This window comes from Alteromonas sp. B31-7 (genome assembly GCF_015767655.1).
In the GTDB taxonomy this organism is placed as follows: Bacteria; Pseudomonadota; Gammaproteobacteria; order Enterobacterales; family Alteromonadaceae; genus Alteromonas; species Alteromonas australica.
This window is the reverse complement of sequence record NZ_CP065233.1, coordinates 3,763,551-3,789,240: the sequence shown is the minus strand read 5'-3', so window position 1 is coordinate 3,789,240 and position 25,690 is coordinate 3,763,551. Positions and strand designations below refer to the sequence as shown.

Genomic DNA, 25,690 nt, shown 5'->3' with positions numbered 1-25,690 from the left:
GCTTTCATAGGCGTAGAAGATAAAGTTTAAGATGGTGTAAAAACACTACTGACTTCTAACGCATAGCGCATTGTATTTCTGCAATTTATCGCCATTGTACCAAGCTTCACTACCGTCAATATAATAGGCATTGTAAAGATTTCCTGCAGGCTCGCTAATAGACCAGAGTTGAGTGGTTATGTTGTAGAGGGGCGTAGAGCTTTGTTGAAAAGCCGCTCTGAGTTCTTCAATCAAAGGTAAGCGCCAATCGTCGTGACTGTTAAACGATAAGTCGTGGCAATAGGCTACCGCGTCTTCCCAGTTTATGTCTTTTGCGTACTGTGAAGTATAGTCTTGCCACTCTAATGGTGCATTGGGGTCGAACTCGGTTTCTATTAACAAAGATTCACCCATGAGCTCTGCTGCGTGCAGAATATCACCGTCATTTATGCTGATAGCAAGGAACCCCAAAGATGCCGTGTCTCGTACTCTTGACACATTTATCTCACACTTACCCTGGGGCATGATGGGTTGGTCAATACAGTTTTCATTACTGACTGCAAAGGCATTCGGATGTCGTCCTTTCATGGTCAATGAAGATACCACCCAACTATCATCTGAGGTGTTTTTCAAGGTAACGGTTTGCTCTTGGTCGTCGTTAGCGCTAAATCGATAAACGTAAGATGGCAATATGGTTAGCGCAGGCAAAGATACACGAATGTCAGCGACTGACATTTCTTGATCCTCATAAAGCCTTTCAACACGAAAAGATAGGTTGCGGTAAGTATCAACAAAGTCTTGCCCTACATCTAAGGGCGTGATGGCTTCTCTTATGCCTTCGGCTGTTTCATAACCGTAAGTAATTTTGTCTTTGTTTTCTATGCCACCGTTAAAGTCAGTATGACGCACTAATACTTCGTATTCTTGGCTTTTTGCGATGAATTCCTCTTCATCAAATCCACCCAGCTTTTTACGGTATTCGACGTAGTAGTATAATTGCTTTCCTTCTAAACCTTGGCCGATAGGGATTTTTAGTAGCTTTGTACCGGAAGATGACAGCGAAGCTTGGGTTAGCGTATACAGCCCAGATTCGGACACAACGGTAACTTGATCGTCTTCTAGCCAACCAGCTTCACTTCGCCAAATGGTAGAGTAGAGAGGGTAATTAACGTCAAAGCTCATGGTGTCATAGGTTTCCCAATACCCCTTATTCTGACAACTATTATCAAAATGACGGTCTATTAGACTTTGCGGCAAATCGCCTATGGCACAATCGGTTTCAAAGATATGACCAAAACCGAACGTGTGGCCATATTCATGGGCGATGCGACCTGGTGTTAAGCATCCAACCACGTCGTCATCCAAGCCGCCCCCACCCATTACGGCGAAATAACCAAAGTAGTGGTTGTCAGGCCCGACATATCGCTTCGTTTGGTAAGCATAGCAGCCTGGGTTTCCTCTTTCTGAGCGCGAGCCCATTAGAATGAGACGGTCGTATGACGCCAGGTCAGCAAGGTTGCTAATGGCTGCAATGGCATCATCGTGATATTTTTCGTTGTCATAGTTATCTGCAGAAAAGTATTCATCTGCTTCTTTATCAAGTTCTACCCAATCTAATACATCACTTTCCAACCAGGCTTTATTATTTGAGTTTTCTTTTATAAAGGTATTGAGGGAATTAGGATTATTTTGAATCAGGTCATGGGCTTGCTGCCGCGTGATTTTATTTTCTTGGTTTTTAAACCCGATAAGGGCAACTAGCGTTTTCTGTTCACCTAGGTTGTCTTCGAGGTTAGTCTCACCGCTGTCTTCTCCTTCTTCTTCGGTCTCTTCGTCAGGAGGTGTTAATAGGAAAGTCACTGATATTTCGCAATCGGTTGATGCTTCCCCTATGGTGTAAGTGAGGTTCGTTAAACTACCGTTACAACCGCTTATACTTTCAATTTCATAGCCTTCTTCCATTGCAAGCGTAAATGTTACGGTTTCGCCTTCTGTTACGCTGGCTGAGGTAGGTGAGATCGAGCCGCCCGCGCCAACCGTCGTGCTGATTAAAAATGTGGAAGCAGGGGGGGGGCTTTCTTCAGGGGTTGTGGGTATTGATGTATTAGAATCAGAGCCACCGCCACAGGCAAATAGTGTTAACGCTGACGTTGTCACTATCATCTTGGGCAGCAAACGTTGTATCCAATTACAATAGGGGGCGCTATTTTTCATGCTACTCTCTCATTCTTATTGTTCACTTGTAAATTGAGCTAACCAGTGCGAGTTAACGATAGATGAGACACTAACATCCAAGCCTTTTATGGTCTTTCCTTGGAACGCGCAAATTTCACGTATCCGCCGCGGTGATAGTGACAAAGCATGTAAGTGAAAAGCGAGAAAAACCAACATTTAGCACAGTATTTTATTCCGCCCATCTACGTACACTGCACACTTTAACCTTGGAAGAATAATCATGCTGGGTATATCCCCTTTTTTACTGTTGCTTGTGCTTATATATCCTCTAAGTGGATTGGCGTATCAAGGGAGCGGGTCAAGCGAAGCGCTGCAACTCGCTGAGACGTACAACCATCAACTTACCGATAACACGATAAAAGCGTATTTCGTTAGCGAAAAATTAGACGGTATACGCGCTCGCTGGACAGGTAATCAGTTGCTCACTCGCGGCGGCCACCTCATCTATAGTCCAGCATGGTTTACCCGCCAATGGCCCGCTATCCCCCTTGATGGAGAGTTATGGGTAGGCAGAGCTAGGTTTGAGGACGTGTCTTCTATCGTATTGTCACAAACTCCAGATGAACGCTGGCATGAGGTAGTGTTTAAGTTGTTTGATATACCTGACAAAACCCGTCCGTTCGAACAACGAGTAACGCATATGAAAGCACTGGTAAAGGAGGTTAACCAAGCGTGGTTTGGTATGATTCCTCAATACACCTTAACAACCATAGCAGCGCTAGAGCTTGCGTTAGACGAGGTAACTCAAAAAGGTGGCGAGGGATTAATGCTACACCATCGAAAAGCAAAATATGTCCAAGGTCGAGCATCCCATTTACTCAAGGTAAAGCGGTATCAAGACAGCGAAGCCCGAGTGCTTAGTTATATAGAAGGTAAAGGGGAAATAAGCGGGCTGATGGGGGCGCTTAGCGTGATGACCCCAGACGGTATTACATTTAAATTAGGCTCGGGGTTTTCTATGGCGCAACGTCGGTCACCGCCGGCAATAGGTAGCATAGTTACCTATAAATATTATGGTGTGACTAAAAATGGTAAGCCTAGGTTTGCTAGCTTTTTGCATGTGCGTTCATCCAGAGATATAACGAAACGCGCAGACCCGACGTTAACTGAATTACCTGCACACTAATATTGATAGCTTTTCTATTTATTGTGGGTTTATTTTAATTGTAAAAAGCTATCATAATTTCCCATCTGAATGGCGAATATAAGTGGATAATTCCAATGCGAAATTTAATTTCTACGCCTTTAGCATTATACTGTAGGCGATTTATTAATCACACCTTGCGCCAGTGCGTATAAGACCGTTTACTCCCATTGCGCAAGCTAACTTAGAGGAAGAGACTGTGTTAAAAGACTATCGCAAACACGTTGAAGAGCGTGCGGAACAAGGCATTCCCCCAAAACCTCTCAATGCAGAACAGGTTGCTAGCCTAGTAGAGCTTTTGAAAAATCCTCCACAGGGTGAAGGCGAATTCTTACTCGAATTATTATCTGAACGAGTACCACCCGGTGTAGATGAAGCCGCCTATGTAAAAGCGGGCTTTTTAAGCGCCATCGCTAAAGGCGAAGACAGCTGTGATCTTATTTCAAGAGAAAAGGCCGTGGAGTTACTCGGTAATATGCACGGCGGTTACAACATAGCCACACTGGTTGAACTACTCGATGAAGATACCCTTGCACCGCTAGCGGCGAAAGAGCTTAAACATACGTTGCTCATGTTCGACGCCTACCATGATGTGGAAGAAAAGCATAAAGCAGGGAATGAGTATGCTACCGACATTATTAAATCATGGGCTGAAGGGGAGTGGTTTACGTCGCGCAAACTGATGGACGACAAAATCACTTACACCGTGTTCAAAGTGACAGGGGAAACCAACACTGATGACCTATCCCCCGCGCCTGATGCATGGTCACGTCCTGACATTCCTCTTCACGCACTTGCGGCTTACAAAATGCCTCGTGAAGGATTAGAGCCAGAAGAACCCGGCGTTAAAGGCCCAATGTCACAAATTGAAGAAGTGAAAAGCAAAGGCTACCCTGTCGCCTTCGTGGGAGATGTGGTTGGTACGGGTTCATCACGTAAATCGGCAACAAACTCAGTGTTATGGTTCTTTGGCGAAGACTTGCCAGGCGTGCCGAATAAGCGCGGTGGCGGTGTGTGCATAGGCTCCAAAGTAGCGCCTATCTTCTTTAACACCATGGAAGATGCTGGAGCACTGGTTTTCGAAGCCGATGTGGAAAAAATGAATATGGGGGATGTGATAGATATCTACCCCTTTGAAGGTAAAATTACCAACCATGAAACCGGTGAACTGCTAGCAGAATACAGCTACAAGTCGAAGGTCATTTTAGATGAGGTTCGCGCGGGTGGGCGTATTAACCTGATTATAGGTCGTGGCCTGACTGAAAAGGCCCGCGAAACCTTAGGCTTAGGGCCCACAGATTTATTCCGCAAGCCAGAGCAGCCTAAAGACAGCGGAGCAGGTTTCTCTTTAGCACAGAAAATGGTGGGCAAAGCGTGCGGTGTTGAAGGTATCCGCCCAGGCACATATTGTGAGCCTAAAATGACCACCGTGGGCTCACAAGATACCACAGGTCCCATGACCCGCGATGAACTTAAAGACTTAGCTTGTCTTGGTTTTACTGCCGATTTAACCATGCAGTCATTCTGTCACACGGCGGCTTACCCCAAGCCTGTGGATATTGAAACCCAGCACACGTTACCGGATTTTATTATGAATCGCGGCGGCGTGTCACTTCGCCCCGGCGACGGCATTATTCACAGCTGGTTAAACCGCATGTTACTGCCTGACACGGTAGGCACCGGTGGTGACTCCCATACCCGTTTCCCACTCGGGATTTCGTTCCCAGCAGGATCAGGGCTAGTGGCATTTGCTGCGGCAACGGGCGTTATGCCCCTTGATATGCCCGAGTCTATTCTTGTGCGCTTTAAAGGGGAAATGCAACCCGGCATTACTTTGCGCGACTTGGTTCACGCTATTCCGCTGTATGGTATTAAACAAGGCTTATTAACCGTTGAGAAAAAAGGCAAAATTAACGCCTTCTCTGGTCGTATTTTAGAAATAGAGGGCCTTGAAAACTTAACGGTTGAGCAAGCATTTGAACTATCTGACGCCTCGGCAGAGCGCTCTGCGGCAGGTTGTACCATTAATCTTTCAGAAGAATCGATTGCCGAGTACTTACGCTCAAACATCACTATGCTTCGTTGGATGATTAATGAAGGCTATGGTGACCCGCGTACACTAGAGCGCCGTGCACAGAAAATGGAAGAGTGGTTGGCTAACCCTGAGTTAATGCGCGCCGATGCCGACGCAGAATATGCAGAGGTTATCGAAATTGACCTTAATGACATTAATGAGCCTATTGTATGCTGCCCGAATGATCCCGACGACGCGAAAACCTTGTCTGAGGTAGCGGGCGACAAAGTGGATGAAGTGTTCATTGGTTCATGCATGACAAATATTGGTCACTTCCGCGCTGCCGGTAAATTGCTTGAGCAGTTCAACAAAACTTTGCCTACTCGTTTGTGGATGTCACCACCGACGAAAATGGATAAAGCCCAGTTGATGGAAGAAGGGTATTACAATATTTACGGCCGGGTCGGTGTGCGTACGGAAATGCCTGGATGTTCTTTGTGCATGGGTAACCAAGCCCGCGTAGACGCAGGTGCTACCGTACTTTCAACGTCTACCCGTAACTTCCCGAACCGTTTAGGTGACGGCGCAAATGTGTACCTGACCTCTGCAGAGCTTGCGGCTGTGGGAGCCATTGTAGGGCGAATCCCTACCGCCGAGGAATACATGGAATATGCCAGTAAAATCAATGCAATGTCCGGTGAGGTGTTCCGTTACTTAAACTTCGATAAAATGCCAAGTTTTAAGAAGGCTGAAGAGGAAGCGAAAGCGCGAATTATTCCAACATTGAATGTTGCTTAAAATAGTGTATAAACTACCAAGCCGGTTACGTAGGTAGCCGGCTTTTTTTATGGTTGAAGGACTATCTAATGGGAAAATTTTTCTTTGTAGCCACCATGCTTATGGTATCACTAGGCTGCGTTCACGCGCAGGACGATTCGGTACAACAATTGGAACAAGTTCAGTTTGATAACATTGTTATTGAATTGGGTGGTAAAAAATACAACGTAGAATACGCAAAAACCTTCGAACAGCGTGCTCGAGGGCTTATGTTTCGCAAAGAATTATGTAAAGATTGCGGCATGTTTTTCAAGTTCAATACCGCCAAACTTGCCGGTATGTGGATGAAGAATACTTATATCCCCTTAGATGTAGCGTTTATCGACAGAAACGGTGTGATCTCAGATATAAAACCTTTAACACCACACAGCTTAGCGTCTGTGGGGTCATCTAAAAAGGTACTGTTTGCACTGGAAATGAACCAAGGGTGGTTTGCCAAACATAATATCCGTGTTGGAGACCAAATAAATATTCATCGTTAAACTGCGCATTTAATCAGCGCAGTTCAGCCAAAAAAGGCTGGAGTACATTCGGAGTTAAACAAAGTGACAAATGCCTTATCGATAGCCAAGTTCGGCGGGACCAGTGTTGCCAATTATGAAGTTATGCAAAACTGCGCGCGAATTGTTGCCGGTAATGAAAAAACACGCATCGTGGTGGTGAGTGCATCAGCTGGGGTGACCAATCACCTCGTCAGTCTCGCGCACACTCCCATGACACAGCAGAAAATTGAAGAGACATGCCAAGCAATAACCGATATCGAGCTGGCTATCTTAGATAAGCTTGAAGACAAAGAGGCAGTAGCCCCTAAATTAACGGATTTACTTGAGGAAGTGCGCGCATTAGCGTTTCACGAGGAAATACTGCACAGAAATGATCTTAAAGATCAGCTGTTGTCTATGGGTGAACGTATGTCGTCACTGATGTTCTCAAGTGTATTGGCAGAGCAGGGTGTGAACACCATGAACTTTGATGTACGCAAAGTTCTCCGTACCGACAGTGAGTTTGGTGAAGCCGCCCCTCAACTTGAAGAAATTGCGAAGTTGGCCCAACAGCTTTTAGCACCTGAAATCGCTTCGGCTATTGTCGTGACGCAAGGTTTCGTAGGGGCTGATGTGGAAGGCCGCACCACGACATTAGGTCGTGGTGGTTCTGATTTTACAGCGGCATTACTTGCCGAAGCATTGGACGCAGAGTCTTGTGAAATTTGGACCGATGTCACTGGGGTATACACAACCGACCCGCGTATCACAGAGGCGGCTCATCCTTTACCGGAGCTTAGCTTTGAAGAAGCTGCCGAAATGGCCACCTTTGGGGCTAAGGTACTGCATCCTGCCACCATGGAACCGGCATTACGCAAAGATATCAAAGTCTTCGTAGGATCAAGTAAAGAGCCAGAAAAAGGCGGAACGTGGATTGTACGTGATTGTGAGCATGAGCCACCCTATCGTGCGATTACACGCCGTAAAGAGCAGGTAATGGTGACGGTGAAAACCCCTAAGATGATGTACGCTCAGGGCTTCCTTCAGCAAGTTTTTTCTATTATTGCTAAGCACAAGCTAAGCGTAGACTTGGTCACAACGTCTGAAATCTCGGTGTCTTTTACCTTAGATAACCCAGCAAACTCAGTGGCGCAGCGTTTAAATAAAGAAACCATCGCTGAGCTTGAAACCATCTGTGACGTGAAAGTTGAGAAAGGCTACGATCTTGTTACCGTAGTAGGCAACAATATGCAGACCGCTATTGGCGTATCCAGTAAAATTCTGGCTGCGGTGTCAGACTTTAATTTACGCATGATTTGTTTCGGCGCAAACCCGCACAATTTATCGTTCTTGGTGAACGAAACTGACAGTGACGATATTGTCAGAAAGCTGCACAAAGCCTTGTTTGAATAAGGCTGAAATGCCCTACACCAGGCATAAAAAAACGGCCGAATGAAAATTCGGCCGTTTTTTATTTCTGACTGGCAGAAGGACAGACTATACTTTAAATTGTCGAATAGACTGTTGTAGTTCCTCTGCTAGGCGGGCCACTTCATGGCTCGACTCAGAGGTTTGCTGTGCACCTGCGGTGGTTTCTTCTGCGATGCCCACAATGGTTTCCAGTTTTTCACTGATTTCTTGCGATACCGTATTTTGCTCTCTCGCTGATTGCTCAATTTGAGAGCTAACATCGTGAGCCTTATGCACGGCTTCAGAAATGATGTCGAGGGCTTGCGTGGCTTTTTCAGTTTGCGCTACACAGGCCACGGTCTGATCTTTACCTTGGTTCATCACTGATACCGCGCGCTCAGCGCCGGCTTGCAGCACTTCAATCATGGCGTTGATTTCTTGTGTCGACTCCTGCGTACGGCTGGCAAGTGTTCTCACTTCATCGGCAACTACCGCGAAGCCTCGGCCTTGTTCGCCAGCGCGTGCAGCCTCAATGGCAGCATTAAGGGCTAACAGGTTGGTTTGGTCGGCAACGCCGCGAATAACATCAAGAATGCCACCAATGCTTGCACTGTCTTGATGTAACTTATTAATAACGTCAGCGGCGTCTTGTACGTCTTTAGCCAAAATCTCGATGGTGTTTTTATTTTCCAACGATATTTGACGCACATTTTCTGCTTCGGCATCAGCGTGACGAATTTGACTTAGGGTATCCTCAGCGTTTTGTACCACCAGCTGCGATGTTGAGTGCATTTCAGTGGTTGCTGTGGCCACTTGTCCAATTTGAGATTTCTGATCTTGGATGGAGTGGGTGGTTTGTGCGGTCACCGCAGACGTTTGTTCTGAAGCGGCTGCAAGCTGTTCTGCACGTACGTTAATCGCAGATATGAGTGATTTCAGGCTGTCGATTAGGTTATTACAGTTGCGCGCTAGCAAACCAAATTCGTCTTGAGCCGAGTCGTCAAGGCGATGGGTTAAGTCGCCTGATGCCGCTACCGTTAGTAATTCGTTTACGCGATAAAGTGGACGGGTAATCGCGCGAACGGTGACATAGCCAATACCTGCGGCCACCGCAATAGAAAGCAGTACCACAACAATAACAAAGGTATTGCCGGTTGTGATGGCTGAATTAACCTGATCTTCAATGTCCGACGCTTTACTGTCCGCAAGGGTTAACAATTTACCTAATGCAACGACACCATCAGAGATATTCTTATCTGACGCATTCAGCGCTTGTTCGGCTTGGTTGCGGCGCTCTAAACGGTTCACGTGAAGCTGCACAACACCATCACTTGCGGTAATGGCGTTTAAAGCATCGTTAACCAATTCATTGATTTCGTCTAGGGTACCTGAGTCGTCGCGGCCGCCGGCGGTTTGTACCATGTCGCTTAGCAGGGTTGCCACTTTGTCTACCACTAAGCTTACTTCGTTACCCAACGTTTGCGAGCGAACTAGGGTCTCTGTTTTAACGTATTCATACGATACCGTTAAAAGGGAAAGCAAAGACGTTTCTAACTGGCCACCAATTGAGGCTGCCCGTTGTAAATTTGCGTTTGATTGCACCGCATCAAGGTCTGAAAAATCGAGCAAGTAGGTAGAGGCATCATCGGCGTTATCTTCTGCATCACCTAGACGGTCGTCAATCTCGTTACTCAAATCCATATACTTGCGATGATTCACGTACATGTTTTCGACATTTTTTACATAGGCATCGTAAGCATCCCTAACACTATTTAGGGTTTTTCTTAATTCGGGCTCGTCCGCTACTGCTGAGGCAAGTTTTTTGTACTCTTGCTCAAAGTCGTTTTGGCTTCTATCAAACGCGCTGCGCTTTTCTTCCAGGCCACTTAAATTTTCTTCAATATACGACTCAAAGGTGAGTCTTCCCATATTGAGAAAGCTGGCTTTCAGGGCATTACTGCCGGCAACGGTGGGTAAGGCAACGTCATTAACTTCTTCGGTTGCTGACCCAATCGAATTGAGGTTGTATAGTGACACTACACTAATAACAATCAGTAACAAGCTGATTGCAACAAATCCCCCGATTACGCGAGTGGCTACTGTAATCTTCATCGGAACTCCTGGACTGATGCTTTTTATTTTTATACGGGACGATATTACCCCGCAATAGACACGAAATACACTCTTAAACCTGTTTTGTTTTATACTTAAGGATAAAAAAGGTATTTTTGCCGAATGTATAAGGTATCGGCAGCCGCGCTTAATTGCTGAAGTAGATAATACGAGCCTAGACGTTTTTAGTGGTAATACCAGTAAGTTTACGCGTCAACGGATATTAATTGGTTTGTCTCAATGTGTAGCATCGTGAGTGAATTGCCCCAGACATACCCCGTATCTAAACCAACAAACTGTGGATGGTTAGTGTCTCCGGCTAGGGCTGCCCAATGGCCAAATACCAAGGTTTCATCTGCGCGAATAAAGGGGTTGGGAAAAGTAAACCAAGGCGCAAGGGATGCTGGAGATTGAGAGGGGTGGGTTTTTGTTTCAAACTCCAAATGCATCGTTTTATTTAAGTACCTCATACGCGTACAGGCATTTATGATAAAGCGTAATCGCTTTGTACCTGACAGCGTGTCTTCCCACACTCTCGGCGTATTTCCATACATAATTTCAAGTAAGTCTGCATAGCAAGCAGATTGTAAGTGCTGACTCACCTCTTCGCTTAACATCAATAGCTTTTCTGTCGACCAAGCAGGATAAAGCCCCGCATGCACAAGGGTATGCTGCTTACCCACTTGTGTAGCAAGAGGGAACTGGCGTAGCCAATCGAGTAATTCTGGTAAGTCTGGGGCGGCCAGAAGAGGGGCGAGCTTATCGTCTTTTTTGGGCTTTTTAATGCCGTTGGCTACTGCCAGCAGATGAAGATCATGATTACCCAATACACTGTGAAAACGTGGGCCAAGTGAACGTAAAAACCGCAAGGTAGATAAAGAGTCTTCACCTCGAGCCACTAAATCACCTACGCCGTGAAGGGTGTCTTGTTCAGGGTTAAAGCTGACTTTATCGAGAAGGCGTTGCAACCCCTCATAGCAGCCTTGAATATCGCCAATGATAAAGTTTCTTTCTACTGACATAGCCTGCTCAATTAATGAAGAATGTTTTGTACAGCCAGCCTGAAGACGTCGATGGGAACACGAAAGCGGCCGCCATTGCTTTGTTCCATTTCATAGTAGCCCTGCATATTTCCAACTGGCGTATCTATTACCGCGCCGCTGGTATAATCAAAGCTTTCACCTGGTTCTATAATAGGCTGCTTCCCTATAACGCCTGCACCTTGTACTTCGCTAGATTTTCCGTTTGCATCTGTTATACGCCAATAACGGCTAATAAGTTGTACCGTCTCATTACTATTGTTAATAATGGTAATGTGATAGGCAAACGCGAATTGCGTAGAGTCTGATGGTAGATGTTCAGGGAGGTGACGGGTTTTCACCCGTACCTCAATGTTATCAGCAATCATTTTCAACCTTGTTGATTGTCGCTCTGTTCCAATGCGGTTACCGCATTGGCGAGGGTGGCGAAATCTTTCAATGAAAGTACTTCGGCGCGACAGGTAGGATCGATACCTAGTTCAGATATTTGCGCTTCAGTTAAACAATCTTTCAATGAATTACGAATCGTTTTGCGGCGTTGATTAAACGCTTGGGCACAAACTCGTTCCAAGGTATTCAGCGAGTTAACTTCCACCGGAGGAGTGGCATGCGGCACAAGTTTAACCACCGCAGAGTCTACTTTTGGGGGCGGCTTAAACGCGCCAGGTGGTACGTTTAAAACGGGGATCACATGACAGTAGTACTGCGTCATCACCGACAATCTACCGTAGTTTTTCGTACCCGGCCCTGCCGCTAGCCTGTTAACCACTTCTTTTTGAAGCATGAAGTGCATATCTGCAATGCTATCAGCGTGGTCGAAAAGATGAAACATAAGCGGGGTAGATATATTGTAAGGTAAGTTACCAAATACCCGAAGCTTCTTGCCTTCATAGGGCATGGATTTTAATAGCGACGTAAAGTCGAAGGTCATGGCATCTTGTTCAATAACCGTCAGTTTATCGCCATTAAAAGGATGGTGACGCAATCGCTTAGCTAAATCTCTATCTAGCTCAACCACAGTCAGTGCATCTACTTCCTCACAAACAGGGTCGGTTAACGCCCCCAAGCCAGGGCCAATTTCTACAAGGTTCTGCTCATTTTGAGGGTTAATTGCTGCAACGATTTTGCCGATAACATAATCGTCGTGCAAAAAGTTTTGCCCAAAGCGTTTTCTGGCCGTATGGCCTAAATGTGTTTTACTCATTGTTGATGATGTGCAAGCTCAATGGCTTTTTCCAATGCTTTTCTAAAACTCCCAGGATCTACGTTACCTGAGCCCGCGAGGTCGAGGGCAGTACCGTGGTCTACTGAGGTTCGAATAAAAGGTAAGCCCAGCGTAATATTCACTGAGGCGCCGAAACCCTTGTATTTTAGCACGGGTAAGCCTTGATCGTGATACATAGCTAACACAACGTCGGCATCGTCGAGGTATTTAGGCTGAAAAATAGTATCTGCCGGGAGTGGACCGGTAATTTTTAAGCCTTCTTCACGAAGCTCATCAAGGGCCGGGATGATGGTATGAATTTCTTCTGTACCTATATGGCCGTCTTCACCAGCATGAGGATTTAAGCCACAAACATAAATGTGTGGCGTTTGAATACCAAACTTAAGCTTTAAATCGGTATTGATAATATGAATAACTTTGTGCAAGCGTTCTTTAGTGATAGCCCTAGACACATATTCAAGAGGAATATGTGTGGTAGCAAGGGCAACATTTAAACCTTCGGTTGCCAGCAGCATTACCACATCAATGGTATTAGACTGATAGGCAAAAAACTCGGTATGGCCGCTAAATGACACGCCCGCCTTATTAATAATACCCTTATGAACCGGGCCGGTTACCACCGCGGCAAAATCGCCGTCTATATTCGCTTGGCAGGCCTGACGTAAGGTTTCTACAACATACAGCCCATTGTCACTATTAAGCTCGCCTGCCACCACATCAACGGCTTTATCGATTTGCTTAAGGTAAAGCGAACCTGCCGGTTGAATATCCGTGTTATTAGCGTCATAAGGAAGCAGGGTTAAAGGTAAACCTAACGCCTCTGCTCGGGCGTGAAGTACTTCACCATCGGCGAATACAACTAACTGTGCTTGCCAAGGCTCTTGAGCCAGCTTGATGATAAGATCTGGGCCTATGCCCGCTGGCTCTCCTGGCGTAACGGCTATTTTTAACGGTGCTGTCATTAATGCTCTATTTCGTTTCTAATACTTCGATATAAGCCGCATCGCGCATTTCTCGTAGCCAGTTTTCCGTTTCTTCTGAAAACTTTCTATTGAAGATAAGCTGATACGCTTTGTCTTCTTTTCTACGTTCGGTTGCGTCGTCTGTGCGTCTATCGATGAGTTGAATTAAGTGCCAACCATGAACTGAGCGAACGGGATCGCTATATTCACCTGGCGATAATTGTGCGAGGGCTTCTTTAAAAGCAGGGACATAGTTGTTTGGATCAGTCCATCCCAACTCGCCTCCTCGTAACGCCGACCCTGGATCTTCAGAATATTCTTTCGCTAGTTCGGCAAAATCTGCCTCCCCGCTTTCAAGTTGAGTTCTGAATGTAGCCAACATTTCTTTCGCTTTGTCTTCGCTTAAGATTATAGAGGGCTTTATGAGTATATGGCGAGAATTAACTTCTTCAACGGTAACTTTTTCGATGCCTCGGGTATCAATAACCTTGAGGATATGGAAGCCTGCACCACTACGAATAGGGCCTACTAGTGCGTCTTTTTCTTTGCCTTGAATGGCTTCGGCAAAAAGCGTTGGCATGGCGTTGATATTAAGCCAACCCATTTCACCGCCTTCTAACGCTTCATTACCTGATGACGATGCGATGGCAATTTTTTTGAAATCAGAGCCAGACTCTAACAAGGAAATCACTTTATCGGCTCTGTCTCTTGCCGCCGCAATATCTTCATCGGTAGGATCAGAAGGTAATCCAATCAAAATATGACCTAGGTTATATTCTGCTTGTTCTGCACCTTGCTGTTCCATTAACTCGAGTAGGGTATTGATTTCTTGCTCGGTTATGTAAACACGACGGCGAACGTTAGCGCGACGAACTTCACCCATAATGACTTCTTCGCGAATATCTTCGCGATAATCTTCGTAAGCGATGCCTTCTATTTCAAGCTGTCGTCTCAGCGTTTCTAGCGTGACATTCTGATTTGCCGCAATATTTGAAATCGTTTGCTCAAGTTGCGGGTCACTAATCTGAATACCCATACGTTCTGCCATTTGAAGCTGAAGGCTTTTAATGATTAACCGTTCGATGGCTTGGGTACGAAGTGCACGGTCAGACGGTAATGACTGATTGTTGGCTTGTGCATTGCGTTTAACATCACTGATGAGTGCCTGAACTTCGCTTTCAAGCACAACGCCCTGATCGACAATAACCGCTACACGGTCAAGCATAACTTCTTGCGCTATACTATTAAAAGATAGTACTGCGCCTAATAACAAGGCCCGGATTATGAACTTCATACTCACTCTTTTCTTATTGGTTAATACTGCACGCTTGCATTAAACAAGCGTAATATCGGGTTAATTTAAACTATATGGCTGACGATAGCCAAACAAGCCGTCTTCTAACATGCTTCTTTGCGTACCAGAGGTGCCTATACCTTTGAAGATAAATTGCATTGAGACACCAGAATCGAAATCATCAATAGACTGTTCTCCTGTTGAATCGTAGCGGTTATTTAGGTTTCTGTACGCCACAACGCGTACCGCCCAACAGCAAGACTCATATTGCAGCCCAGTGTAGGTTTCGATACTTCTATCGCCGTCTAAATCTCGGTACGAACGCCCCACCCATTGCCAATTTTCTGCAATAGGCCAACTGGCAGAAACGCCCACTTGGTCGATGGTTTCACCACTTAAATCACGTACATATCTGTGACTCAGTTGAATGAAGCGTGCGGCATCTTTTCTATATTCAATGCCGGTGCTGCTTAAATCCACTTTGTCTGTATCTGTGGTCACTTGCACATCAGAGTGTAAATACCAGCGTTTGTTTAAACGCCAATCGACTTCTGCTGCAAGGGCCGAACGATCTTGGTTTTTCGTGGCCGCAACGACTTTGTTATCTTCAAGGTAGAATATCTGACCCACACTTAACACGAATTGTTCCCGATTGTTTTTATCCAACATACGGGTGGTGAGGCCTAATGTAATTTGGTTGTTGTCACTGATGCGGTCTAAACCGGTAAACTCTTGGCCGCGAAACAAGCCTTCCACATCGGTAAGCAAAGGCGTAGAGTCGTATTGGCCAATATCTGTCTGATCTTCATATGAGGTATAAAGATACTGAATTTTAGGTTCCAATGTCATCGACATATCTTTGTTAAACCATGCTTCATCTTTTTCAAAATAAAGGGCACCAAACAAGCGCGCCTGGCCTAAGGTTCGAGTCACATCTTCAGACAAGTCGGTGTCTTGGATATTTTCTTGCTTATAAATGGTTTGCAGTAAACTGGTTTCAGCCACAAACTCGCCCCATGCGGAGCGAAGCGGCAATGCCACAGTCGGTGCTACGTGAAAGCGGGTCGCTTTAGGCGCAGACTCTGACGTGCTATCAAAATAGGCCAGTTCAGAATCTAGGTTAAAGGTTAAATATTTTCCCCATGGGGTTTGGTAGTTGACTTTAAGCTCAGGTAAGGCGCGATAACTCTCTGCGGTATCGCCAAGGACCTCAAAGTCTTTGACGTGCATGCCTACAAGTAGGTTTTTAGAGTAATAGTTTAAGCTAATGGTACGATACAAGTGAGTGTCAGCGCGGCTGTAGTAGTCAGAACCTAAATCTACAATGTAGTTGTCGTCACTTAGGCCATTAAAATCTACCCCTAATACCCAGTTGTCATTAATTTCGCCTTGGTGTTCAATACGATAAAAATACCTGTCGGGCTGGCTATCTAGGTCATTATCACTGGGTAAATATTCCACATAGGCCATGCTTTCGCTTTTTTCACCTAAATGGCGGAATTCGGTATTCAATTGCAACCCACGAAGTGTCATTACTCTTGGGGTAATCGTCATGTCGTAGTTAGGCGCTATATTCCAATAAAACGGCTGCTGGTAGTCAACGCCAGTGGTGCTAGAGCTGGTGAGTTCAGGAAAAAGAAGCCCTGTTTGACGCTGATTACTCACAGGAAACGCAAAATAAGGAAGATAAAATACCGGGACATCGGCCACATAAAATCGAGTATGTTTAGCCTGGCCCCACATGGTTCCTTTCTCAAGGCTGATTTCGCTGGCTCTTATCATCCAATCTTCATCACCTTCAGGGCAGGTGGTAAAGCTTACATTTTTAAGCACGATGCCGGTGTCTGTATCTAACAAGATGTCTTGCGCGGCGCCTTGTCCAACAAACCCAGTGAGTTGATATTTAGTATTCTCCATTTCTAAACGTTCTTCTTCTGAACGAAGAGAGACAGCATCACTTTCAACACTTAATTGAGGATCTTGGTAGCGCACATTGCCTTTAGCGATGAGGTCTTTGCCGTTCTCATTAACTTGTGCTTGAGATGCACTGATGACAGCCGTGTCTGACGTAATATCAACGTTGCCTGAAAACAGCGCCACTTTATTTTGAATAATTTCGGTACGATTCGCCTGCACTTTGATGTGCCCCTTAGGCATCAAAGCAGCGCTATTGAATGAAATAGGTTCCACCGCACATGTAGACAATGGTGGCGTTGAATCATTTATGTTTTCCTGTGCATTCGCGACGGGCAATACAAAAGTCGCGGAAACAAGCATGGCGCAGGTGTTTTTCATGCGGTGGTGAACGGCCTGTTAGATAAATTAGGTGCGTGAACTTAACGCTGTGACCCTATGAGCACGCATTTAGTTCGGCAAATCATTAATAATACACTGCGACTGAGTCTCGCGCAGCAGTTATCTATACTCACTGAGCACCAATTCTAAGCATATATGCGTGATTAACCAACCGTTGTAAGGAAAAAATATGGTGAATAAAGCGTATCTTTACGTAACCTTGCCCATTTTCTCGGTAAAAAACGGTACAGCCCTTGCTCAAGCTACACGGCATTTGCATCCTGAGGTTGAAAAACGCATTCTTGTACCTACTTCTATTGCAATGATGGTCTGCTATAGTGACCCAAAACAATGATTGGAACCCTTGCGCAGTGGTAATAGCGATAGTGTTTTGACAATCACAAGCCAATTGACAGCAGAAAGCGAAAAGAGTACGAGGAGAGTTTACGGTGTGGGGAAAAGTTTTAGGCTTTCTATTTGGCTTAATGTTTTTGAAGATACCTGGTGCCATTCTTGGGGTGATTGTCGGGCACTTTTTTGATAAAGCGTATAGCCAAGACTTTAATCAATTAGGTGGCTTTGGGCGTTTCTTTAGCGACCAGAATAGCCTCAAACAACAAGCCGTTTTCTTTCATAGTCTGTTTTCCGCACTGGGTCATCTAGCAAAGTCAGATGGGCAAGTGACCAACCGAGAAATTCAAATAGCCACGGCGCTTATGGACGACATGAACTTGTCTGGCGACGCAAGGCAAGAAGCGCAAAACGCCTTCAGAGAAGGGAAAGCTCGGGATTTTCCACTGGTTGATACCCTAAAAGGGTTATACGAAGCGTGTCATGGCCGCCGCGACATTCTACAAGTATTCCTAGAAATTCTTATTCAAGCTGCGTTTGCCGATGGCAAGCTATCTCAGGAAGAGTATGTGGTATTAGAAAAAGTGGCCAAGCCACTTGGCTTTAGACGACGGGATTTAGATTACTTGATTTCTATGTTTGAAGCGGAAATTCGGTTTAGGCAAAGAGGCGGTCAGCAACGTTCTTCGCAACACAGCCCGTACACCGAAACCCAGTCACTCGATGATGCGTATCGCATTTTAGGGGTATCTTCCTCTGACGACGAGAAAACGATAAAGCGGGCTTACCGCAAGCGTATGGCTGAACACCATCCAGATAAACTCGTATCAAAAGGGCTGCCAGAGCAAGCCATGGAAATTGCGAAAAAGAAAGCGCAAGATATTCAATCAGCTTATGAACTGGTAAAACAGAAGCGTGGCTTTTAATGAAACGTGAGCTTACCTATGTGCCTGCTGCCAGCCAAGCACACATTGATAGCTTTATTGAAATGCTGTGGCTGGAAAAAGGGCTATCTGAGCATACCCAACAAAGCTATCGAACCGATCTCACTAAGCTCGCCATTTTTTGTAATAACCAAGGGTTAAAAGACATCAGTGTTTTGGATACCGGGTTGCTGCAAGAATATTTGGCGCATCGTCATGACAAGGGCTTATCAACCCGCAGCACACAGCGTGCAATGAGCGCCATGCGTGCTTTTTTTGTGTACTTAATTGCGCAGCAGGTGCGTATAGATAACCCGGTTTCTACCTTAGCCAACCCTAAGATTTCCAAGGCGTTGCCCTCGTCGTTGAGCGAGCAACAGGTAGAGGATTTATTGCAAGCGCCTCAAACAGACGACGCCATAGAATGTCGTGATAAAAGCATGCTGGAAGTGTTGTATGCCACCGGCTTGCGCGTGAGTGAACTTATCAGTTTAACCATGGATCAGGTTAGCCTACAGCAAGGCGTGGTAAGAGTGGTAGGGAAAGGCGATAAAGAACGCTTAGTTCCTTTAGGTGAAGATGCCATCGACTGGCTACTTACTTATGTAAAAAACGCACGGCCCATACTGGCTACGAAAGCCTCAGATTATGTTTTTTTGAGTCGTCGAGGGCAAAAGATGACCCGCCAAACCTTCTGGCATAGAGTGAAATATTACGCCGTAAAAGCAGGGATTGAACAACATTTGTCGCCGCACACCTTACGCCATGCTTTTGCCACACACCTGTTAAATCATGGCGCCGATTTAAGAGTGGTACAGATGCTGTTGGGGCACAGTGATTTGTCGACGACACAAATATATACGCATGTCGCCACTGAACGCTTACAAACCTTGATTCATAGCCATCACCCGAGGGGCTAGAAGACAAAGGCCTATTTCTCTTTGCTTTGCCTATGTTAGCATTGCAAACTTCGACGAAATGGTAAGTGTAAGGCTCACCATGTCATTGGCTAGAGAAATAATTCTTCGCCTTCATCGGTCTGTATCTAATATATGTTTATGCTAGCAAAACGCAGCGCAATTGGAGTTAACGTAGTGAAATTTGTAAAAACTTGTATGCTTCTCGCTTTTCTTTGTGTGAGCTTTTTTTCACAGGCCGACGATGAAGCCGCGGTAAAAGAGAAGTTAACAATGCTACTCGGTTTAGAAGTGGATACCATTGCAGATGCGCCAGTAGAGGGCTTACTTCAAGTGTCCACCGACCGTGGCTTATATTACGTCAGTAAGGATGGCCAATATTTAGTGCATGGACGTATCTTCAATATTGATGAAGGCATGAAGAACGAAACAGAAGAGGCACTGAGTGAGATGCGCTTGCAAGGCATTGCTGAACTGAAATCTTCTGCCATCACGTATAAAGCAAAAAATGAGAAACACGTTATAACGGTATTTACGGATATAACCTGTGGGTATTGCCGAAAGCTTCACCGCGAAATGGGTGAACTTAACGATTTAGGTATCACCGTTCAGTATTTCGCCTTTCCACGGGCAGGGTTATCTGGCAAAAGTTATGGCGACATGGTGTCTGTTTGGTGTGCAGAGAATCCTCAAAAGGCCCTAACTGATGCCAAATCAGGGGATCAAGTGAAAAGCGCACGCTGCGACAATAAAGTGGCGGAGCAATACCTGTTGGGTCAAAAAGTCGGTGTGAATGGCACGCCGAATATTATTCTTCCCGACGGCTCGGTCATTCCCGGTTATCAGCCAGCACAAGCTATTGCTCAAACGTTGCAAGAGCTTAACTAGCTTTTATTGCTGATGCTTTCAATATTGAAAGTATCAGCAATAGATGCGCCGCCATCAAGCGGCGCAGACAGCATTTTACCTCATACACTATCCTCGGTATCATAAGCCATAATTTTGCTGTGAAGACATGACACTATGATACTGCCAATCGTGCGCCGAGACGTAGAGGCCACGCCGCTTGCGCCCCACTTACACCCAGTTCTAAACCGTATTTACCGCGGCCGAAATGTGCATAGTATTGACGAGCTAGAGCATTCGTTGAAGGGCTTAACGCATTTCAATCAGTTAAAGGGTATGCATCAGGCTGCCACGCTGCTAGCAGAAACGGTGGTTTCTGGGAAACGGTTAATTATCGTAGGCGACTTCGATGCGGATGGTGCTACCAGTACCTCCTTGTGCATGTTAGCCCTGCGTATGATGGGGTTTGATAATGTCGATTACCTTGTGCCGAATCGTTTTGATTTTGGCTACGGGCTGAGTGTACCGATTGTGGATGTCGCTAAACAGCAGGGCGCCGAAACAATAATGACGGTGGACAATGGCATTGCCTGTGTTGAGGGCGTGGCGCATGCGAAGAGCCTTGGCATCTCAGTGTTAGTTACCGACCACCATTTACCTGGCGACACCCTGCCTAATGCCGATGCCATAGTGAATCCGAACCAGCCAGGCTGTCACTTTCCGTCCAAAAACCTGGCTGGCGTAGGCGTGGCGTTTTACATCATGCTGGCACTAAAATCGCAGTTACAGCAACAAGGTTGGTTTGATAGTCAGCGCCTGCCTGCTCCCAATTTAGCCTCACTGCTAGACATCGTTGCGGTGGGCACGGTAGCGGATGTTGTTCCCCTTGATAAACACAACCGCATTCTCGTCCATCAGGGCTTGCAACGTATTAGAGCTGGCCAATGTAGACCGGGTATTCGCGCCTTGATTGATGTAGCAAATCGCGACAGTGCGCATCTTACATCAACAGATTTGGGTTTTGTTATTGGACCAAGATTAAATGCGGCGGGCAGATTAGACGATATGTCACAAGGCATTGCGTGTTTGATGGAAGAAGACGCTATGCAAGCGCGGATGATTGCCGCAGAGTTAGATGCGCTTAACCGAGAGCGTCGAGAAATAGAAACGGGCATGAAAGCACAAGCCGAGCAAGTGCTTGAAAAGCTCAATGTTAACGAAGGTAATATTCCCGCCGCGCTTGTGATATATCAGGCCGATTTCCATCAAGGTGTGATTGGGATTGTGGCGGGGCGACTAAAAGAAAAATACCTAAAACCTGTGATTGCGTTTGCGCATCAAGATGATGACGTGATTAAAGGTTCGGCGCGTTCCATTCCTGGCATCCACATTCGTGACGTACTCGATGAGGTCAACACCAAGTACCCTCAAGTGATAAGTAAATTTGGCGGTCACGCTATGGCAGCTGGGCTCAGTTTGCCTTTAAAAAACCTTGAGGCGTTCCAGCAGGCTTTTGTCGAAATCACACAATTGCACATGAGTAAGCTAGAAGGTCATCAAGTTTTACTTAGCGATGGTGCACTCTCAAAAGATGAACTCAGTTTGTCGTTTGCCCATGTACTTAGACAGGCAGGCCCCTTTGGGCAAGGGTTTGAATCTCCGTTGTTTGATGGTCATTTTACCGTGGTGAGCCAGCGGCTGGTGGGGGAGAAACACCTCAAATTAGTACTACGGGATGAAAGCGTAGGCGAAATAGATGCCATTGCATTTAATGTAGATCTTAAAGCCTGGCCTAATGCTTCGGTCTCTCGCGTGCACATTGCTTATCGTCTTGACGTTAACGTATTTCGGGGGCAGGAGTCGGTGCAACTCATTGTTGAGCAGATCAGCGAGCCAGAGTCGACCCGTGCAGAGAATGCCACTAACAGGTAAAACATCGTGAAATCAGAATCAGACAAGTTGGTTAATAAACACAAACAGCTTATTCAAACTGATAATGCAAAGGTAATATCCCATGTGCAGCGAGAAGATGGAGACTGGGTACGACACACCTTAATGTTAGAGGGGCTTGAGGTTCCGTTTGTTTTTCGACGCAAGCAGCAATACCAAAATTTGAAAGGGGCAAGGGTTAACCTTACCTATTACCGTCACGTAGAGGATGTGGCTGGCATTGAATTTGAAACCATGAAAGTGGTGCGTATTAAGCGCAGTTAATAGAACACCACAGCAATTATTCTATAATCGAGACGAAAATATGAACAATGAGTGGTTAACCGCCTTCGTTTTGCACCGGCGACCTTATCGGGAAACCAGTTACATTGTCGATTTTTTTACGCTTCAGGAAGGCAAAATCAGCGCCGTAGCGAAAGGGGTGAAAAACAGCAAATCCGACCGTAAAAGCCTTTTGCAGCCTTTTCAGCCCCTTAACGTTCAATTAGCGGGGAAGTCTGAGTTAAAAAACTTACGCAGTGTTGAAAGCGCGGCGGCGTATCTGCCACTCACAAAAACCCCTTTGTTTTGTGCCATGTATATTAACGAGGTAACCAACCGCATTATGCCGCCAGGGCTTGCCAGTGAGCCGCTTTATCAAGCGTATACCGAGGCGTTACAAAGGCTAAACGAAGAAGACGCCGAGGGAAACATTGAAACGACCCTCAGGCAATTTGAACGCGCGCTGTTAGAAGAAATGGGGCTAATGCCCGATTTCACTTACGATGTAGAATGGGAAGCGCCTATTCAACCAGAGTATCTTTATCGCTTACAAGCAGAACATGGATTCTGTCGTCAGGTTGAAGGGCAAGGGGGAAGTCGAGCATTTCCCGGACAAGCGCTTATCGACTTAGCAGAGCATGTTTATACTCCGTTAAGTAAAAAAGTGGCAAAGGTGTTGTTTAGAGAACTTTTGAAAACCTTATTGGGGGATAAGCCGCTAAAAAGTCGGGAGTTATTTTTGCGACAACCCAAATAACCTTGCCATGTTACGGTTATTTAATCTCGGCTTTTTGTCCAGTTTGCTGGCGAAACTTTGTTACACTATCCCACTCGTTCCTTTTATTGTTACCTGCATATGGCTTAGCGGGTGGCGCGACATTTGATGAATTTGAAATATTACAGGTTTTACTGATGAGCTCTATTCTTCTTGGCGTTAATATTGACCACATTGCAACCTTGCGAAATGCGCGAGGCACAGCTTACCCAGATCCAGTCCATGCTGCGGATATTGCCGAGCGGGCAGGAGCAGACGGCATTACCGTCCACCTAAGAGAAGATCGCCGTCATATTAAAGATAGAGATGTACGATTACTCGCACAAACCATCAATACTCGCCTTAATCTTGAAATGGCGGTGACCGATGAAATGCTGGCCATTGCTGAAGAGGTAAAGCCTGTTTTTTGTTGTCTGGTTCCGGAAAAACGGGCAGAGCTCACCACGGAAGGAGGCTTAGATGTGGCTGGCAACGTGGAAAATATGAAAGCGGCCTGCAAACGATTAGCGAAGGCAGGCATTCAAGTATCGCTGTTTATTGATGCCGATAAGGCGCAAATTGACGCCGCGGTGGCCTGTAAGGCACCTTATATTGAAATTCACACTGGGCAATATGCCGAGGCGCCCAGCGAAGTCGAGCAACAAGAAGAGCTAGCACGTTTAGTAGAAGGCATTGAATACGCGCACAGCTTAGGATTGAAAGTCAACGCGGGGCATGGATTGCATTATCATAACGTGAAGCCAATTGCGGCAATACCTCAGTTGATAGAACTAAACATTGGGCACGCCATTATTGCGAGGGCGGCATTCGACGGACTGCACACCGCAGTAGCAGACATGCGCAAATTGATGCTAGAAGCACGAGCTGGCATTTAATGGGTCATTTTAAAACGGAGTAAAGTGTGGCCATAGCGGGGTTAGGTACAGATATTGTTGAGTTTTCACGCTTTGAAAAAGGCGATGGAGCTAATGAAGGTCTTGCGCGGCGTGTGTTGACCGCCAGTGAATGGGCAATTTTTGCTGAAAGTAAAATGCCAAGCCGCTACCTTGCTAAACGTTTCGCCGTGAAAGAAGCCATGGTTAAAGCCTTGGGAACCGGTATTGGTAACGGGGTGAGTTGGCAGCATATTGAGGTAAAAAACAATGAACTTGGTGCCCCTTTTTTACATCTAAGCGGTGAAGTAAAACGGCTTTGTGAGCAAAGAGGAATAACCCGCAGTTTTGTCAGCATTTCTGATGAGCGGCACTATGCGGTTGCAACCGTAATATTAGAAATGTAAAGGTGATGGAGTAACAGGTGGTTACCTTCTATAAACCCAAAAAAACAAACAAGAACAAGCATTCTCAGCCAAGTTCTCCAATAGATATTGATGCCCTTGATTGGAAAGGTCAAGGCGTCGGTCGGGGAGATAACCTGTATTTTGTTAGCGGCGCTCTGCCTAACGAACGCTGTACAATCAAACACGCAAAACGCAATAAATCACTGATCGCAGGGCAGGCGCAGAATATTGAGAACCGGTCTGAACACCGAGTTTCGCCATTTTGTGACGTTGCAGATACATGTGGGGGCTGTCAGCTCCAGCATATCGAGCCGGAAGCGGCACTTGCTCTTCGCGATGATGCCTTAAAGCAATTGCTGATGCGCCAACTGAATATGCATGCAGAGGTTTGGCAACCCCCTTTGTCAGGCGCGCGCCCAGCCTACCGACGAAAAGCGCGTTTTGCGATTGACGCCCGCCACCCCCATACCCTGAAAATGGGCTTTCGCGAGAAAGCGGGCAATGCTGTGATAGATATTCAACATTGTCCTATATTGCAAACTGAACTGAGTGCACTTATTGCGCCGCTTAAAAAGGTGCTTGCAAGTCATGATAATAAACGCGTGCTTGGGCACGTTAGTGTTTTAGCGGGCGACAATGTTGAACAAGTCACAGTAAAACACACGCAGAGCTTGGCCAAAGCTTATACCGATATGATGTTAGACTTTGCTCAACAATACCGGGTTAACGTATTACTTGAAGATGCAAAAGGTCATATCACGCCACTCCATTTGCAGGCGCCCCTTAAGTGTCATACGGTAGATGGCTACTATCTAATGCCTGGGCCCAACGACTTTGTTCAGGTTAACCCTTTGGTGAATCAAAAGATGATTCACCAAGCCTTAGCGTGGTTATCGCCTCAGCCACACGAGCGTATTGCAGATTGGTTTTGCGGTTTAGGTAACTTTACCCTGCCCATTGCGAAAAGCGGTGCAGAAGTGCAAGCGGTAGAAGGGGTAGCCCAAATGGTGCAAAGGGCAAAAGAAAATGCACTTGCGCAGGGCATAACAAACATTGACTATCTGCATTTAGATTTGTCAGATGAAAAACAGGTGTACGAAGCCTTAGCCGCAGGCTTTGATAAAGTGTTGATTGACCCGTCTAGAGAAGGGGCATTGACGGTTTGTCACGCGCTCGCGAAAGCAAAACCAAACACGATAGTGTATGTTTCTTGCAACCCCAGCACATTTTCCCGCGATGCACGTGTATTGCTAGAGCAAGGTTATAAAATGAAGAAGGCCGGTGTAATTGAAATGTTTCCATACACCCAGCATATGGAAATGATGGCACTCTTTACACGCCAGGAAAACAACGAGTAAC

General features: G+C 45.9%; 22 protein-coding genes. 14 read left to right on the top strand and 8 right to left on the bottom strand.

The window, feature by feature from the left end; all coding sequences use genetic code 11:
* Positions 1-45: 45 nt before the first annotated feature.
* Positions 46-2,193: an Lcl domain-containing protein gene (locus tag IUA53_RS16555; protein ID WP_196897458.1), complete on the bottom strand. Its 2,148-nt coding sequence runs from the start codon at positions 2,191-2,193 to the stop codon at positions 46-48.
* A 241-nt stretch (positions 2,194-2,434) separates the two neighbouring features.
* On the opposite strand from IUA53_RS16555, the gene IUA53_RS16550 reads away from it, so the two are divergent.
* The 4 genes from IUA53_RS16550 (at position 2,435) to lysC (ending at position 8,104) form a co-directional block, all read left to right on the top strand.
* Positions 2,435-3,340 carry a DNA ligase gene (locus tag IUA53_RS16550; RefSeq protein WP_196897457.1) on the top strand — a complete coding sequence of 302 codons (906 nt, stop codon included), beginning with the start codon at positions 2,435-2,437 and terminating at the stop codon, positions 3,338-3,340.
* Between the two features lie 217 nt (positions 3,341-3,557).
* Entirely contained in the window at positions 3,558-6,170 is a 2,613-nt protein-coding gene (gene acnB, locus IUA53_RS16545; protein ID WP_196897456.1) for a bifunctional aconitate hydratase 2/2-methylisocitrate dehydratase, read from the top strand.
* A gap of 68 nt (positions 6,171-6,238) precedes the next feature.
* Entirely contained in the window at positions 6,239-6,691 is a 453-nt protein-coding gene (locus tag IUA53_RS16540) for a DUF192 domain-containing protein (protein WP_196897455.1), read from the top strand.
* Between the two features lie 63 nt (positions 6,692-6,754).
* Positions 6,755-8,104, top strand: coding sequence for a lysine-sensitive aspartokinase 3 (gene lysC / locus IUA53_RS16535; protein ID WP_196897454.1), 1,350 nt, complete (start codon positions 6,755-6,757; stop codon positions 8,102-8,104).
* Positions 8,105-8,188: 84 nt separating this feature from the next.
* Here lysC and IUA53_RS16530 read toward each other — a convergent pair whose 3' ends face one another.
* The 7 genes from IUA53_RS16530 to IUA53_RS16500 all read right to left on the bottom strand — a co-directional run bounded on the left by IUA53_RS16530 (position 8,189) and on the right by IUA53_RS16500 (position 17,029).
* Positions 8,189-10,213, bottom strand: coding sequence for a HAMP domain-containing methyl-accepting chemotaxis protein (locus IUA53_RS16530; RefSeq protein ID WP_196897453.1), 2,025 nt, complete (start codon positions 10,211-10,213; stop codon positions 8,189-8,191).
* A gap of 206 nt (positions 10,214-10,419) precedes the next feature.
* Positions 10,420-11,235 carry a symmetrical bis(5'-nucleosyl)-tetraphosphatase gene (locus tag IUA53_RS16525; RefSeq protein WP_044056059.1) on the bottom strand — a complete coding sequence of 272 codons (816 nt, stop codon included), beginning with the start codon at positions 11,233-11,235 and terminating at the stop codon, positions 10,420-10,422.
* Positions 11,236-11,246: 11 nt separating this feature from the next.
* Entirely contained in the window at positions 11,247-11,621 is a 375-nt protein-coding gene (gene apaG / locus IUA53_RS16520) for a Co2+/Mg2+ efflux protein ApaG (protein WP_044056060.1), read from the bottom strand.
* Between the two features lie 2 nt (positions 11,622-11,623).
* Positions 11,624-12,457: a 16S rRNA (adenine(1518)-N(6)/adenine(1519)-N(6))-dimethyltransferase RsmA gene (rsmA, locus tag IUA53_RS16515; protein ID WP_044056061.1), complete on the bottom strand. Its 834-nt coding sequence runs from the start codon at positions 12,455-12,457 to the stop codon at positions 11,624-11,626.
* Entirely contained in the window at positions 12,454-13,440 is a 987-nt protein-coding gene (gene pdxA / locus IUA53_RS16510; RefSeq protein WP_044056062.1) for a 4-hydroxythreonine-4-phosphate dehydrogenase PdxA, read from the bottom strand. The genes rsmA and pdxA overlap by 4 nt, the downstream gene beginning before the upstream one ends.
* Positions 13,441-13,447: 7 nt before the next feature.
* Entirely contained in the window at positions 13,448-14,740 is a 1,293-nt protein-coding gene (gene surA, locus IUA53_RS16505) for a peptidylprolyl isomerase SurA (protein WP_269746482.1), read from the bottom strand.
* Positions 14,741-14,794: 54 nt separating this feature from the next.
* Complete coding sequence (locus IUA53_RS16500) at positions 14,795-17,029, bottom strand: LPS-assembly protein LptD (RefSeq protein WP_044056064.1); 2,235 nt, start codon at positions 17,027-17,029, stop codon at positions 14,795-14,797.
* Between the two features lie 190 nt (positions 17,030-17,219).
* On the opposite strand from IUA53_RS16500, the gene IUA53_RS16495 reads away from it, so the two are divergent.
* From IUA53_RS16495 to rlmD, 10 genes are all read left to right on the top strand, one after another.
* A complete protein-coding gene (locus IUA53_RS16495) occupies positions 17,220-17,384 on the top strand; it encodes a hypothetical protein (RefSeq protein ID WP_156026724.1) in 165 nt (54 codons plus the stop codon).
* Between the two features lie 94 nt (positions 17,385-17,478).
* Positions 17,479-18,306, top strand: a complete 828-nt coding sequence (djlA, locus tag IUA53_RS16490; protein ID WP_044056065.1) for a co-chaperone DjlA — start codon at positions 17,479-17,481, stop codon at positions 18,304-18,306.
* Positions 18,306-19,223: a site-specific tyrosine recombinase XerD gene (gene xerD / locus IUA53_RS16485; protein ID WP_196897452.1), complete on the top strand. Its 918-nt coding sequence runs from the start codon at positions 18,306-18,308 to the stop codon at positions 19,221-19,223. Before djlA ends, xerD begins: the two co-directional genes overlap by 1 nt.
* 174 nt (positions 19,224-19,397) lie before the next feature.
* Positions 19,398-20,108 carry a bifunctional protein-disulfide isomerase/oxidoreductase DsbC gene (gene dsbC, locus IUA53_RS16480; protein WP_231401177.1) on the top strand — a complete coding sequence of 237 codons (711 nt, stop codon included), beginning with the start codon at positions 19,398-19,400 and terminating at the stop codon, positions 20,106-20,108.
* Positions 20,109-20,243: 135 nt separating this feature from the next.
* Complete coding sequence (recJ, locus tag IUA53_RS16475) at positions 20,244-21,998, top strand: single-stranded-DNA-specific exonuclease RecJ (RefSeq protein WP_052364266.1); 1,755 nt, start codon at positions 20,244-20,246, stop codon at positions 21,996-21,998.
* Positions 21,999-22,004: 6 nt separating this feature from the next.
* On the top strand, positions 22,005-22,280 hold the full coding sequence (locus tag IUA53_RS16470; RefSeq protein WP_196897450.1) for a hypothetical protein: 276 nt from the start codon (positions 22,005-22,007) through the stop codon (positions 22,278-22,280).
* A 40-nt stretch (positions 22,281-22,320) separates the two neighbouring features.
* Positions 22,321-23,034 carry a DNA repair protein RecO gene (gene recO / locus IUA53_RS16465; RefSeq protein ID WP_196897449.1) on the top strand — a complete coding sequence of 238 codons (714 nt, stop codon included), beginning with the start codon at positions 22,321-22,323 and terminating at the stop codon, positions 23,032-23,034.
* A gap of 155 nt (positions 23,035-23,189) precedes the next feature.
* A complete protein-coding gene (pdxJ, locus tag IUA53_RS16460) occupies positions 23,190-23,927 on the top strand; it encodes a pyridoxine 5'-phosphate synthase (RefSeq protein ID WP_044058715.1) in 738 nt (245 codons plus the stop codon).
* A gap of 26 nt (positions 23,928-23,953) precedes the next feature.
* The gene (acpS, locus tag IUA53_RS16455) at positions 23,954-24,331 is read left to right on the top strand and encodes a holo-ACP synthase (RefSeq protein ID WP_044056069.1); all 378 of its coding nucleotides are present in this window, start codon (positions 23,954-23,956) and stop codon (positions 24,329-24,331) included.
* A gap of 17 nt (positions 24,332-24,348) precedes the next feature.
* Entirely contained in the window at positions 24,349-25,689 is a 1,341-nt protein-coding gene (gene rlmD, locus IUA53_RS16450; protein ID WP_052806584.1) for a 23S rRNA (uracil(1939)-C(5))-methyltransferase RlmD, read from the top strand.
* The last annotated feature ends 1 nt before the right edge of the window (position 25,690 follow it).

What these genes read in the sequence shown, in the direction of transcription:
- IUA53_RS16555 (WP_196897458.1), bottom strand. Translation starts at nt 2,193, where the DNA reads ATGAAAAATAGCGCCCCCTATTGTAATTGGATACAACGTTTGCTGCCC.
- IUA53_RS16550 (WP_196897457.1), top strand. Translation starts at nt 2,435, where the DNA reads ATGCTGGGTATATCCCCTTTTTTACTGTTGCTTGTGCTTATATATCCT.
- IUA53_RS16540 (WP_196897455.1), top strand. Translation starts at nt 6,239, where the DNA reads ATGGGAAAATTTTTCTTTGTAGCCACCATGCTTATGGTATCACTAGGC.
- IUA53_RS16530 (WP_196897453.1), bottom strand. Translation starts at nt 10,213, where the DNA reads ATGAAGATTACAGTAGCCACTCGCGTAATCGGGGGATTTGTTGCAATC.
- IUA53_RS16525 (WP_044056059.1), bottom strand. Translation starts at nt 11,235, where the DNA reads ATGTCAGTAGAAAGAAACTTTATCATTGGCGATATTCAAGGCTGCTAT.
- apaG (WP_044056060.1), bottom strand. Translation starts at nt 11,621, where the DNA reads ATGATTGCTGATAACATTGAGGTACGGGTGAAAACCCGTCACCTCCCT.
- rsmA (WP_044056061.1), bottom strand. Translation starts at nt 12,457, where the DNA reads ATGAGTAAAACACATTTAGGCCATACGGCCAGAAAACGCTTTGGGCAA.
- pdxA (WP_044056062.1), bottom strand. Translation starts at nt 13,440, where the DNA reads ATGACAGCACCGTTAAAAATAGCCGTTACGCCAGGAGAGCCAGCGGGC.
- IUA53_RS16500 (WP_044056064.1), bottom strand. Translation starts at nt 17,029, where the DNA reads ATGAAAAACACCTGCGCCATGCTTGTTTCCGCGACTTTTGTATTGCCC.
- IUA53_RS16495 (WP_156026724.1), top strand. Translation starts at nt 17,220, where the DNA reads ATGGTGAATAAAGCGTATCTTTACGTAACCTTGCCCATTTTCTCGGTA.
- xerD (WP_196897452.1), top strand. Translation starts at nt 18,306, where the DNA reads ATGAAACGTGAGCTTACCTATGTGCCTGCTGCCAGCCAAGCACACATT.
- recJ (WP_052364266.1), top strand. Translation starts at nt 20,244, where the DNA reads ATGATACTGCCAATCGTGCGCCGAGACGTAGAGGCCACGCCGCTTGCG.
- recO (WP_196897449.1), top strand. Translation starts at nt 22,321, where the DNA reads ATGAACAATGAGTGGTTAACCGCCTTCGTTTTGCACCGGCGACCTTAT.
- pdxJ (WP_044058715.1), top strand. Translation starts at nt 23,190, where the DNA reads ATGAGCTCTATTCTTCTTGGCGTTAATATTGACCACATTGCAACCTTG.